The sequence below is a fragment of the Hyphomicrobium facile genome (genome assembly GCF_900116175.1).
Lineage (GTDB): Bacteria > Pseudomonadota > Alphaproteobacteria > Rhizobiales > Hyphomicrobiaceae > Hyphomicrobium_B > Hyphomicrobium_B facile.
In genome coordinates this window covers 468,206-481,178 of the sequence record NZ_FPCH01000001.1, presented here as the reverse complement: position 1 = coordinate 481,178, position 12,973 = coordinate 468,206, and the positions used below count along the sequence as shown (strand labels likewise).

The window sequence follows — 12,973 nt, the reverse complement described above, 5'->3', positions numbered from 1 at the left end:
GCTAGGGCGCGATGAGGCGGCGGGCGCGCTCAAGGTCGGCGGGAGTATCGACACCGAGAGGAACGGTGTCAACGATAGCGACGTCGATGCGCATTTGAGCCTCAAGCGCCCGTAATTGTTCAAGTTTTTCCCGCTTTTCGAGAACCGCTGGAGGCAGCCCGACGAAGCGTTCGAGACTGTCGCGGCGATAAGCGTAGATCCCGATGTGATGAAAGAGCGGCCCCTCGCCGTGAGGCGCGGTGGCGCGCGTGAAATAAAGCGCCCGGAGCCGGTTCTCGCCGATCGGCGTCCCAACGACCTTCACGACGTTCGGATTGCCTCGCTCATCGTCATCGGCAATGAGCGCCGCAAGGGTCGCGATATCCGTTTCACCCGACCCGAGCGGCGCGACGCATTCGGGCACGAGCCGGGGATCGAGCGTCGGCAGATCGCCCTGCAGATTGACGATGATCTCGGCTTTGTGCGCCGGATCGACCTTGGTGACGGCCTCGTAAATGCGATCCGAGCCCGATGCGTGATCGGCGCGCGTCATGACGGCCTCGCCGCCGGCCGCTTTCACCGCCTGTAAAATCTCGGCGCTGTCGGTCGCGACTATGACGCGCCCTGCGTTCGCTTCGACCGCACGCCGCCAGACGTGGACGATCATAGGCTTTCCATGAATGTCCGCGAGCGGCTTGCCGGGAAGCCGCGTCGCCTGCATCCGCGCCGGTATGAGGATGAGAGTTTCTTGGGCCACTGCGCTGAGATCTTTTGTTCGGTGACAAATTGCCACGATATCGCTATCGACATTCAAAAAACGTCGACGTGCTTGCGGGGTGGACGAGCTTATATACCGCAAATCGATCTCGTCACCTTGAATTGCGCGTCCTGGGGAAGCCGAAGGGAGCGAAGATAAATGGACAGTTTCGAGTTCACGAAGATAGCGGGCGCTGTGCTGTCGGCGCTGCTTTTGATTTTCGGAGTGAAGACGGCGATCGACATGAACGTCGGGCACACCCCCGAGAAGCCGGGATTCGTGCTGCCGGCTGCCGCACCCGCAGCCGAGGCTGCGACATCTAAGGAAGACGCTGCGGCAACCGCGCCCGCAGCTGGCGGCGGTGGTGAAGATGTCATCGCACTCCTGGCGAAGGCAAATCCCGAAAACGGCAAGGCCATATTCAAGAAATGCCAGGCGTGCCACGTGTCCGAAAAAGGCAAGGCGGCGACCGTCGGTCCGAACCTGTGGGACATCGTTAATCGCCCGAAGGCGAGCTTCCCCGGTTTTAGCTATTCTGAAGCAATGAAATCAAAGGGTGGCAACTGGTCGTTCGAAGAACTTGCGCATTTTCTCCATGGGCCCAAAACCTTCATTCCGGGCACCAAAATGGTGTTCAAGGGGCTCCCCACCGCGTCTGATGAAGCAGACGTAATCGCCTATCTGGCGACGCTTGCAGATACCCCCGTTCCACTGCCAAAATGACGGCGTTTTAACTCGCTAAGAACGGAAAACTTTGCGACCCTGCCGGGCAATTGGCGGGGTCGTTTCATGTCCGGCTCATATCCGGCCGGGCGGCCTTATCCCCGGTCGCCGGAGCCATGTTAACTTGGCATTGCAAGCGAGAGTTGGAAGGACGAATTCAAATATGCAGATGCGCCTGACGCCGTTCATGGTTGCCGCGCTGGCGTTCTTGAGTTTCTGGCCGAACCAGGCAAGTGCGGACGAATCCCAGTGCCGCAACGCCATGTCTCTCGTCGGCGCGCCGAAATACGGACCGGACTTCAAAAATTTCGATTGGGTCAATCCCGATGCGCCGAAGGGCGGGACCGTGCGCCAATGGGCGAACGGCACCTTCGACACGCTGAACCCGTTCTCCGATAAAGGTGTCAAGGCCGCGGGACTTGGGCTCTTGTACGACAGCCTGTTCACGCCGAGCCTTGACGAGCCCTCGACGCAATACGCGCTCATCGCCGAGTGCGCGTCCTATCCGGATGATTTTTCCTCGGTGACGTTCAAGCTCCGCCCCGAAGCGAAATTTCAGGACGGTCAACCCATCACGCCTGAAGACGTGATCTTCTCGTTCGACGAATTCAAGAAGGTCAATCCGTTCTACGCGTTCTACTACAAGAACGTCCAAAAGGCGGAAAAGACCGGCGACCACGAGGTGAAGTTCACGTTCGACAAGGCAGGCAATCGCGAGTTGCCGATGATTGTCGGCGAGTTGAACGTCGTGCCGAAGCATTACTGGGAAGGCAAAGACGCCAACGGCAAGCAGCGCAGTCTCGCCGAGACCACTGTCGAGCCGCCGCTCGGCAACGGCCCCTACAAAATCAAGTCGGTCGATACGAGCCGCAAGATCAGCTACGAGCGCGTCCCCGACTACTGGGCGAAAGATCTGCCCGTGATGCGCGGACAGCAGAATTTCGACACTCTCGAATTCACCTATTATCGCGACCGCACGCCCGCCTTCGAAGACTTCAAGACCGGATCCCTCGATATCTGGGGCGAAAACCAGGCAGCAGCCTGGGCGACGCAGTACAATTTCGACGCCCTGAAGAAGGGCCTCGTGAAAAAGGAAGCGATCCCGGTCAAGCGCGTCGCGCCGATGCAGGCCTTCGTCTTCAATCTCCGCCGCCAGCAATTCCAAGACCCGCGTGTTCGCCAGGCGTTCAACCTGCTTTTCAATTTCGAGGAAACCAACAAGAAGCTGTTCTTCGATCTCTATCAGCGCGTCGATAGCTACTTCGCCAATTCCGATCTGGCCGCGACCGGGCTGCCCCAAGGCCGCGAACTCGAAATCTTGAACGAAGTGAAAGACGAGGTCCCGCCGGAAGTCTTCACGACCGAATGGAAAAACCCGGTCAACGCGCAGGAAGGCGATTATCGCAAGCATCAGCAGGAGGCTCTGAAACTTCTCGAAGCCGCAGGCTGGAAAATCAGGAGCGAAGAAGTCGACGATCCGTCGTGCGGCACCTGGTGCAAGATCAAGAAGACGATCGGACTGTCGTCGGCCTCGACTGCGCGCGCCCTTCGCAATGATAAGGGCGAGCAGATGACGGTCGAATTCCTGATCAACGGCGATACGTTCGAACGGATCATCCTGCCTTACGTCAAAGACCTTTCCGCACTCGGCATTAAGGCGACCGTGCGTAACGTCGACGACGCGCAGTACAAGCAGCGCGAAGACAATCGCGACTTCGATATCATCGTCGACACGTTCGCCCAGTCGAATTCGCCCGGCAACGAGCAGCGGGATTTTTGGGGCTCGGCATCGGCAGACAAACCGGGCAGCCGCAATACGGCCGGCATCAAGAACCCCGCAGTCGACAAGATCGTCGACAAGATCGTGTTCGCCAAGGATCGCGACGACCTCGTTGCCGCAACCCACGCACTCGACCGCGTGCTGCTGTGGAATAACTATGTCGTACCGCACTGGCATTATCCCTACGAGCGCCTCGCCTACTGGGACATCTTCGGACGCCCGGCGAAATTGCCGTCACAGACAGCAGGTCTGACACAGGTCTGGTGGGTCGACGCCGACAAGGCAAAGGCCGTCAAAGCAGCGAAGGGAAAATGACCCGCGTGCCCGGATCTCCTTCAGCACGAACGACGACGCTGCTCCCGGTGACGTTCGTCACCGCTCTGGCGCTGCTGTTCTCCGTGTCATGCGCGAGGATCGCGAGCGCGGAACCGCGCCATGGTCTCTCGGTTTTCGGCGAGCTCAAATACCCGGCGGATTTCCAGCACTTCGACTACGTCAACCCGGATGCGCCGAAGGGCGGCCGCATGGTGACGATGGGAACCGGCGGCGCCAACACGTTCGACACGCTGAACCAGTTCATCCTGAAGGGCGACGCCGCCCAGGGCCTCGACTTGTTGTTCGACGCCCTGATGGTGCGGGCGCAGGACGAGCCCGATGCCGTCTATGGCCTCGTCGCCAAGTCGGCTGATGTCGCGCCCGACAAAATGTCGGTGACGTTCAAGTTGCGCCCCGAAGCGAAGTTCTCCGACGGTTCGCCGCTGACGGCCGAGGACGTCGCCTTTTCGTTCGCCATTTTGAAGGAAAAAGGTCATCCCGCAATCTCGATGACGCTGCACGATGTCGTGTCCGCGGAAGCGCTCGATAAGGAAACGGTGCGCTACACGTTCAAGGGCACGCTTGTGCGCGACCTGCCGATTATCGTCGCGCAGCTCCCCGTTCTTTCGAAAGCCTATTACACGACGCAGCCGTTCGAAGAGACGTCCCTGAAGCCGCCGCTGGGCTCGGGGCCCTACAAGATCAAGAGCTTCAATCCCGGCACCGACATCACCTATTCGCGGCGAGAGGATTATTGGGCGAAGGATCTACCGGTGAACAAGGGCCGGTATAACCTCGACGAGATTCGCTACGACTATTACCGCGACCGCAACATCGAACTCGAGGCTGTAAAATCCGGCAACACCGATCTGCGCGAAGAGTTCTCGAGCATCAGCTGGGCGACGGGTTACGACATTCCCGCCGTCCGCGAGGGCCGCCTGATCAAAGTCTCGCTGCCGGATGATCGCCCGTCCGGGGCGCAAGGTTATTTCCTCAACACCCGCCGCGACAAGTTCAAGGACCCGCGCGTTCGTCAGGCGCTCGATCTCGTTTTCGATTTCGAATGGTCGAACAAGAAATTGTTCTACGGGCTCTACAAACGCACGACGAGCTACTTCGAAAATTCCGACATGAAGGCGACCGGGAAGCCGAGCCCCGAAGAGCTGGCGCTGCTCGAGCCCTACAAAGATAAGCTTTCACCCGAAGTCTTCGACGAGCCCTACACGCCGCCGGTGACGGACGGCAGCGGCAACAACCGCGACAACCTGAAGAAGGCCCGCGATCTTCTCATCGCTGCCGGCTGGAAGCCCGGCTCCGATAATTTCTTGCACAACGAGAAAGGCGAGCGTCTGACGATCGAATTCCTCGACTTCGAGGCGATGTTCGAGCGCATAACCGTTCCCTACACGGAAAACTTGAAGCGCATAGGCGTCGACGCCTCGTGGCGTCTCGTTGATCCGGCCCAATATGAGCGACGCGTGAAGGCGTTCGATTTCGACATCGCGACCCAGCGCTATTCCTTGCGGCTGACGCCGGGCATCGAGATGCGCAGCTATTGGGGGTCGGAGGCAGCCAAGACCGATGGCTCATTTAACCTCGCCGGCATATCCGATCCCGTTATCGATGACCTCGTCGACAAAGTTGTCGCAGCGAAATCGCGGGCCGAACTGGTCACAGCGACGCGCTCCATTGATCGCGTGCTCCGTGCAGGTCATTATTGGGTTCCGCACTGGTATAAGGCGTCTTACGGGATAGCGTATTGGAATAAATACGCGCGACCTGCCGTGCAGCCCAAATATGATGCGGGCATACTCGATACGTGGTGGTACGATCCGGCGAAGGCCGCAGCGTTAAGCTCCGGTAAGCCAACCGCTCAAACTCAGGAACAACCGGCAAAGCCCTGATGGCTGTTTATCTTTTAAAACGCATACTGCTGGTGATCCCGACCCTTTTCGGGATCATGCTGTTCTCGTTCATCATCATCCAGTTCGCTCCCGGCGGACCGGTCGAGCGCATGATCGCCGAGTTGACGGGACAATCGTCCTCGATCGTCAGCCGCATGGGCGGCGGCGGGGGCGACACGCTCGGCGGCGGAGCCATGAGCAATCAGCTCGGCGTCGGCGGCGGCGATTCCATCACCTCGAAATATCGCGGCGCCCAGGGCCTCGATCCCGCCTTCATCAAAAGCCTCGAGAAGCAGTTCGGCTTCGATAAGCCCGCCTACGAACGCTTCTATCTGATGATGAAGAACTTCCTGACGTTCGATTTCGGCAAGAGCTATTTCCGCGACGTCTCGGTGCTGGAGCTGATCAAGGAGAAGCTTCCGGTTTCGATCTCGCTCGGCATCTGGATGACGCTGCTGACCTATCTGATCTCGATACCGCTCGGCATCCGCAAGGCCGTGAGGGACGGCGAGCCTTTTGATACGTGGTCGAGCGCGGTCCTCGTGATCGGCTACGCGATACCAGGGTTCCTTTTCGCAGTCCTTCTGTTGATCCTGTTCGCGGGCTCGCAGTTCTTCCATTGGTTCCCGTCCCGCGGCCTCTTCTCCGACAACTGGGATCAGCTGTCGATGTTCGGCAAAGTCACCGACTATCTGTGGCACCTCGTGCTGCCGATGATCGCGATGGCCGTCGGCTCGTTCACCGCGATGACGTTCCTCACGAAAAACTCCTTCCTCGACGAGATCCGCAAGCAATACGTCGTGGCGGCGCGCGCCAAGGGCCTGACCGAAAGCCAGGTCCTTTATGGCCACGTCTTCCGCAACGCGATGCTGCTTGTCATCTCGGGCTTTCCTGCAGCCTTCATCAGCGCGTTCTTCTCGGGCGCGCTCCTGATTGAAACGATCTTCTCGCTTGACGGTCTCGGCCTTCTCTCGTTCGAGAGCATCGAAAAGCGCGACTATCCCGTCGTGTTCGCGTCGCTCTACATCTTCTCTCTCGTCGGCCTGTTCGTCGGCATCCTGTCGGACTTCGTCTATACCCTCGTCGATCCTCGCATCGACTTCGAGACGCGCGAGGTATGACGATGGATCAACGGGCCGATCGCGCATCAGGCGCTACCGTATCGCCGGAAGCGGCACCCGCGAAATCGCGCCTTCAGCGACTGCGTCAGCGCTTCCGGCTGTCGCCTGTCAACCGCCGCCGTTGGGAACGATTCAAGTCCCACAAGATCGGCTATCGCTCGTTCATCATCTTCACGTGCCTGTTCGTCGCCTCGCTCTTCGCCGAGTTCATCGCCAACGACCGCCCGCTGATCGCGAGCTACAAGGGCGAAATCCTGTTTCCCGTTCTCGTCGATTATCCTGAAGAGAAGTTCGGCGGCTTCCTCGCCGTAACCGACTACAGGACACCCGACATAGCGAACGAGATCAACGCCAACGGCTGGATGCTGTGGCCGCCGATCCGCTATTCCTATTCGACGATCAACAAGGATTACCCGGGCCGCATCGGCGAAAGCGGCGTGTGCCTCGGCTATCCGGCGCCGCCTCCGTGGGCAACGTCCCTTAAGCTCTGCCCCGCACCGCCCGACCAGCTCCCGCGCTACGAGGAGCTTGGAAATACCAACTGGCTCGGCCTCGATGATCAAGGGCGAGACGTGCTCGCGCGCGTGATCTACGGCTTCCGTATTTCCGTCCTGTTCGGCCTGATCCTGACGATCGTCTCATCCGCCGTCGGCGTCGTTGCCGGCGCCGTGCAAGGCTACTTCGGCGGCCGCGTCGATCTCATATTCCAGCGCCTGCTCGAAATCTGGAACTCGATTCCGGAACTGTTCGTGCTGCTCATCATATCGTCGCTCTTCGTTCCGGGTTTCTGGACGCTGCTCGGGATTTTGATGATCTTCAGCTGGACGTCTCTCGTTGGCCTCGTCCGCGCCGAATTCCTTCGTGGCCGCAACCTCGAATACGTCCGCGCCGCGCGGGCGCTCGGCCTTTCCGACTGGCAAATCATGTTCAAGCACTTGCTGCCAAACGCGATGGTCGCGACGCTGACGTTCCTGCCGTTCAAGCTTTCGGGCGGTATTGCAGCCCTGACGGCGCTCGACTTCCTGGGGCTCGGCATGCCGCCCGGCTCACCCTCGCTCGGCGAGCTTCTTCTCCAAGGCAAGAAGCACCTCGAAGCGCCGTGGCTCGGCATATCGGGCTTCATCGCCGTCTCAATCATCCTTTCGCTCGCGATCTTCATGGGTGAAGCCGTGCGCGACGCGCTAGATCCGCGAAAGACCTTCAGGGGCAAGAGTTGATGACAGCCGGAACCCCTCTCGTCGATGTTCGCAATCTGTCTGTCGCTTTCGGCGACGGTGCCGAAGCGGTGCGCGTCGTCAAAGGCGTGTCGTTCACGGTCGGCAAGGGTGAGACGGTCGCACTCGTCGGCGAATCCGGCTCCGGCAAGACCGTCTCCGCAATGTCGATCCTGCGCCTCCTTCCCAATTCCGCCTCCCATCCAACAGGCGAGATTATGTTCGAGGGGAAGGACATCCTGAAGATGAACCCGGCTGAGCTGCGCGCAATCCGCGGCCGGCGCATCTCCATCATCTTCCAGGAGCCGATGACGACGCTCAACCCGCTTCACACCATCGAGAAGCAGGTCGGCGAGATCATCAAGCTGCATCAGCCCCTCTCGGATGAGAAAACCCGCGAGCGCGTCCTCGAACTTCTCGTGAAGGTCGGCATCCGCGATCCCGAAAAGCGGCTCGGCGCCTATCCGCATCAGCTATCCGGCGGCCAGCGTCAGCGCGTGATGATCGCGATCGCTCTCGCCAATAAGCCGGACCTGCTGATCGCCGACGAGCCGACAACCGCCCTCGACGTGACGATCCAGGCGCAGATCCTCGAGCTTCTGAAGTCGCTGCAAAAAGAGATGGGCATGGCGATGCTGCTCATCACGCACGACCTCGGCATCGTCCGCCGCATGGCCGAGCGCGTCTACGTCATGCGCCACGGCGAGATCGTCGAAACGGGACCGGCGGAAGAAGTCTTCACGGAGCCGAAGCATCCCTACACGCGCCATCTGCTCGAAGCCGAGCCCAAGGGAATGCCACCCACGACCGACACCACGCGGCCCGTCGTCGTTGAGACCGATAACCTCAAGGTCTGGTTCCCGATCAAGCAGGGTTTGCTTCAGCGGACGGTCGATTACGTCAAGGCCGTCGACGGATTGTCGATGAAGCTCAGGGCCGGTGAAACCCTGGGCGTTGTCGGCGAATCCGGTTCCGGAAAGACGACGCTCGGCCTCGCCATTTTGCGTCTTCTCTCCTCCGACGGACCGATCGCCTACGTCGGCAAGCGCATCGACGGCTTGACGAACAAAGAGATGCGTCCGCTTCGCAAGGAAATGCAGATCGTCTTCCAAGATCCCTACGGTTCTCTCTCGCCGCGTCTTACGGTGGGCCAGATCATCGAAGAGGGACTGACGATTCAAAACCCGGAGCTTGACGACAGCCAGCGCCGGGAACGCGTAAGCGCCGCCCTGACGGAGGTCGGTCTCGATCCGACGTCCCAAGACCGCTATCCGCATGAGTTCTCAGGCGGCCAGCGCCAGCGCATCGCAATCGCCCGCGCCATGGTTCTGCAGCCGAAATTCGTCATGCTCGACGAGCCGACGAGCGCGCTCGACATGAGCGTCCAAGCCCAGATCGTCGATCTCCTCCGCGATCTGCAGACGAGACACGATCTCGCCTACCTGTTCATCAGCCACGACCTGAAAGTCGTGCGCGCGCTTTGCAACTACGTCATCGTGATGAAAAACGGCAAGGTCGTCGAAGAAGGCCCCGCGCGCGACATCTTTGAAAACCCGAAGGACGAGTATACGAAGGCCCTTCTCGCGGCCGCGTTCGACATCAAAGTCGCCCACAGAGGTGCGCTCGCGAGCTGAACAGGAGGCCGATGATGGCAACGCCCAAGCTCGTTCACTACCACGCACCGCAAACGCGCTCCTTCGCGATCCGCTGGCTCCTTGAGGAACTCGGCTCACCGCCTCACGAGCTCAAAGTGCTCAACATGAAAAAGGGCGAGCACAAAACTCCTGAATTCCTTGCCATCAATCCGATGGGCAAAGTCCCGGCCATTACCCATGGCGGCGTTCCGGTGACGGAAGTTGGCGCCGTCGCGATCTACCTCGCCGATCTTTTCCCTGATGCGCAACTCGCCCCCGCGATCGGCGACACTGCGCGCGGCACCTATCTCAGGTGGATCGTTTTCAATCATGGCGCCATCGAACCAGCCATCGCCGACCGGTGGCGAAAGATCGAGCCGTCCATGCCCACGGCGATGAGCTATGGAACATATGAATGCACGGTTGACGCTCTATCCGGCGCCGTCAGCGGCGGTTCCTATATTCTTGGTGAACGATTCTCTGCCGCAGACGTCGTAATTGGTTCTGCGGTCCGCTGGATGACGCTGTTCAAGCTGCTTCCCGAAAGGCCGGAATTCACGAGCTATATCGAGCGCCTGACGAGCCGCCCTGCGTTCAAGAGCGCATTGGCGAAGGACGAAGAGCTGGTGCGAGCGCTCGCGTCCTGAAAAGCCAAGTGTCACCGCGGCGTGCTTTCGGAGCCCTCGGGATCGGTTATCCTGTGGTTCCGAATCGCCGTCGCGAGATCCATCGATAATGCTTTCCAATGACGTCTTCCGGGACCGCCTCGAGCGGACACTCATCGATCTCGAAGCGTGGGCCAAGGCGACGGCCGACTGCGCCGAAATCGGCATCGCGGCCTCCGAGCGCTACTGGCGAATGGTCGTCGTTCCGAATGCCGATCTCGCCTGCCCGTTCGAGCTGATGATCAAATCCGATCAGAAATTTGGACTGAAGCTCGCAGCAGAAACATACGAGGACCGGCCGATCGATCGGTTCGATTTGTTCCCGGCCCTCGTTCGGGCGATCGAGGCGGGCCGCGTCGACGAGATCCAAATATTCAATGGCATGACGGATGCGCTCGTCGGCATCACGATGCGCGTCGAGCTGGCGCCCGGCTGGGACTGGCTCGGCAACCGGCGGATCGCTCCGCCGACGCCCGCCGAAGAATGGCGGACACGCCGCTTCCTGCCCTATCGTCGCTGACTAATGATTAGAAAGACGGCGCGCGCCCGGCGAGCCGCTTGATCGCCGAGATATGGCTGCCCGACTTGGCAATTCTCCGCGCGGCTTCGGCCAAAGGCTCGACCGCAACCATCATGTGATAGGCGTTTGCGTGAATGAACATCACGCCGTCAAGCATGATGCCAACGTGCCCCTTCCAGAACACGAGGTCACCGCGCGCCAACCCTTCGAGATCTTCGGAGACGAGAACGTTGTCACCAAGCTCCGCCTGCTGCATGTCGCTGTCGCGCGGCGCCGGAATGCCCCCGGCTTGTAGCGCCGTCTGTACAAGACCCGAACAGTCGATCCCGACGCGCGTGCGGCCGCCCCAGAGATACGGCGTACCGATGAAGCGCTCGGCAATTTCCGCGTAATCGCGCACAAAGCGATCCTTCACCGAAGCATGCCGCGCGTAGATGAAACCGCCACCTTCGAGTTCGAAAAATCGATCGTCGCCACCAAGCACCGCAAGCGGCGTGTTGAGAGCGAGATGCATGATCGGCGGCGACTTGATATCGGGTGCGCCGTAGAGAAATGTGCCGAGCGTCTGCACGCGATGGGTGGGACGTATCGCGCCGCGCGCGATCGTGTCCGAGCGCAGATAGCCGACGTACCCGTCGCGCGCGAGCTGAACCCACGCCCAGCCGTTGGCATCGTCGAAGATCGTCAAGCTCTCGCCGAACAAAACCTCGGTTTCGAAACCGCACGACGGATCGGGTTGCTTGCGAAGGGGCACGGTGGAACGCACGACAAAACCGGGCTCTCCGGTGACGTAACGCTCCGCGCGGATCACGCCTTCGAGCGACTTCGCCGCGAGATCGGGACGAAAAGCGTTGCGGCGCGGATCGAGGGAGCCTGCGGTCCGTTGCGAAACTCCAGTGGTCACGAGGTCAGCTCTCGCCTCAGTTGTTCCATCACTGCGCGGGCCGTCTGCGGCTCCCCGCCCTTCGGGCCAAGGGGCCGAGCCGCCGTTCGCCATCCATATAGGTCGAAGTGGGCGAAACGGCGAGCCCGAGTGACAAAGCGCTTCAGAAACAACGCCGCGGTGATGGCGCCGGCGAACGGCGACTCCCAGACATTGTTCATGTCGGCGATATCGCTGTCGAGATGACGTCGGTAACCATCCCAAAGCGGCAGATTCCACAACGGATCGCCGATAGAGGCGGCAAGCGGCGGCAGGCTGCGCGCCAGTTCATCGTCATTCGTGAAGAACGCTGGTAAGTCCGGCCCGAGAGCGGTTCGCGCCGCGCCGGTCAGCGTTGCGAAAACAAAGATGCTGTCGGGCTCGTCCGCATCGGCGAGCGCCAGAGCATCGGCGAGCACAAGCCGCCCTTCGGCGTCCGTATTGCCGATCTCAACGCTGAGACCGAGACGGCTTGCGAGCACATCGCCCGGCCGGAAGGCGTCGCCGCCGACCGAGTTCTCCGCAGTCGGGATCAGCACGCGAAGCCGGCATTTGAGCCCCTGCCCCATGATCATGTGCGCGAGCGCCAACGCCGTTGCAGCGCCGCCCATGTCCTTCTTCATCAGAAGCATCGCGCTTGCGGGCTTGATGTCGAGACCGCCGGTATCGAACGTGATGCCCTTGCCGACGAGCGTGATCTTCGGCGCGCCGGCTGGCCCCCAACTCATGTCGATGAGACGCGGCTGCCGCGGGCTCGCGCGGCCGACGGCATGAATGAGAGGGAAGTTCTCCGCCAGCAGGTCGTCGCCGGTGGTCACCGAAATATCGGCCCCGTGGCGCTCGGCAAGAACACGCGCGATGGCTTCGATATCGGCGGGCGCCATGTCCGACGCGGGCGTGTTGATCAGATCCCGGCCGAGCCAGACGGCTTCGGCAGTATTGATGATGCGATCGGATCCCGCGTTGGCGAGCCGCAGCTTGGCGCGGCCGCCATTCTTGTCTTTCTTCAGGTAGCGCGAAAACGAATAGGCGCCGAGAGACCAGGCCAATGCTGCAAGATCGGCGTGCGCCGGCTCCGAAGCAAAGCGATACGTTCCCGCCGGCAAGCCTGAACCCAAAAGCCCGGCAAGCAATTCGGATGGGCCGCTCGGTTCCCCCTGCTGGCCGTTGCCGATCCCGAGCGCGACGGACGCGATGTTTCCATCCGAACCCGGAATGAGCACGGTGCGCTTGCCGTTCCCTGAAAACTTCTGCGCCTTGAGCCAGGCACGCTGAACATCGTCAAGCGAGCCGATGGCATCGACACCGTCGGCCGGAACGAAATGAACGGGTATGTCGTCAGCGGCCGCAGCGCCGAGCGCAAATGTTTCCGCCGCCGCCCAGGCTGTCGTCTCGGCCATTCGTCTCACACTCCACTGCGTTGCATTCATTCGATTGAG

At 60.7% G+C, this 12,973-nt stretch carries 11 protein-coding genes; 8 read left to right on the top strand and 3 right to left on the bottom strand.

Annotated features, from left to right (window positions below; all coding sequences use genetic code 11):
• Position 1: 1 nt before the first annotated feature.
• The gene (locus tag BM399_RS02300) at positions 2-736 is read right to left on the bottom strand and encodes a 3-deoxy-manno-octulosonate cytidylyltransferase (RefSeq protein WP_092863652.1); all 735 of its coding nucleotides are present in this window, start codon (positions 734-736) and stop codon (positions 2-4) included.
• Positions 737-895: 159 nt separating this feature from the next.
• Between BM399_RS02300 and BM399_RS02295 the strand changes: the two genes are divergently transcribed.
• The 8 genes from BM399_RS02295 (at position 896) to BM399_RS02260 (ending at position 10,612) form a co-directional block, all read left to right on the top strand.
• Positions 896-1,459, top strand: coding sequence for a c-type cytochrome (locus BM399_RS02295; RefSeq protein WP_092863648.1), 564 nt, complete (start codon positions 896-898; stop codon positions 1,457-1,459).
• A 163-nt stretch (positions 1,460-1,622) separates the two neighbouring features.
• Entirely contained in the window at positions 1,623-3,554 is a 1,932-nt protein-coding gene (locus tag BM399_RS02290) for an extracellular solute-binding protein (RefSeq protein WP_092863645.1), read from the top strand.
• Positions 3,551-5,458, top strand: coding sequence for an extracellular solute-binding protein (locus BM399_RS02285; RefSeq protein WP_092863641.1), 1,908 nt, complete (start codon positions 3,551-3,553; stop codon positions 5,456-5,458). Before BM399_RS02290 ends, BM399_RS02285 begins: the two co-directional genes overlap by 4 nt.
• Positions 5,458-6,579 (top strand): microcin C ABC transporter permease YejB, encoded by a 1,122-nt coding sequence (locus BM399_RS02280; protein ID WP_092863638.1) that lies wholly within the window; start codon positions 5,458-5,460, stop codon positions 6,577-6,579. Before BM399_RS02285 ends, BM399_RS02280 begins: the two co-directional genes overlap by 1 nt.
• Before the next feature lie 2 nt (positions 6,580-6,581).
• A complete protein-coding gene (locus BM399_RS02275) occupies positions 6,582-7,796 on the top strand; it encodes an ABC transporter permease (RefSeq protein ID WP_244531120.1) in 1,215 nt (404 codons plus the stop codon).
• Positions 7,796-9,427 carry an ABC transporter ATP-binding protein gene (locus tag BM399_RS02270; RefSeq protein ID WP_092863635.1) on the top strand — a complete coding sequence of 544 codons (1,632 nt, stop codon included), beginning with the start codon at positions 7,796-7,798 and terminating at the stop codon, positions 9,425-9,427. Before BM399_RS02275 ends, BM399_RS02270 begins: the two co-directional genes overlap by 1 nt.
• Before the next feature lie 11 nt (positions 9,428-9,438).
• Positions 9,439-10,074 carry a glutathione S-transferase N-terminal domain-containing protein gene (locus BM399_RS02265; RefSeq protein WP_092863632.1) on the top strand — a complete coding sequence of 212 codons (636 nt, stop codon included), beginning with the start codon at positions 9,439-9,441 and terminating at the stop codon, positions 10,072-10,074.
• An 88-nt stretch (positions 10,075-10,162) separates the two neighbouring features.
• Entirely contained in the window at positions 10,163-10,612 is a 450-nt protein-coding gene (locus BM399_RS02260) for a hypothetical protein (protein ID WP_092863630.1), read from the top strand.
• Between the two features lie 7 nt (positions 10,613-10,619).
• Here the strand turns inward: BM399_RS02260 and BM399_RS02255 are convergent, their stop codons facing one another.
• Both BM399_RS02255 and BM399_RS02250 read right to left on the bottom strand, forming a co-directional pair.
• Positions 10,620-11,516, bottom strand: coding sequence for a C40 family peptidase (locus BM399_RS02255; RefSeq protein WP_244531032.1), 897 nt, complete (start codon positions 11,514-11,516; stop codon positions 10,620-10,622).
• The gene (locus BM399_RS02250) at positions 11,513-12,934 is read right to left on the bottom strand and encodes a leucyl aminopeptidase family protein (protein WP_092863627.1); all 1,422 of its coding nucleotides are present in this window, start codon (positions 12,932-12,934) and stop codon (positions 11,513-11,515) included. Before BM399_RS02250 ends, BM399_RS02255 begins: the two co-directional genes overlap by 4 nt.
• Positions 12,935-12,973 lie beyond the last annotated feature (39 nt).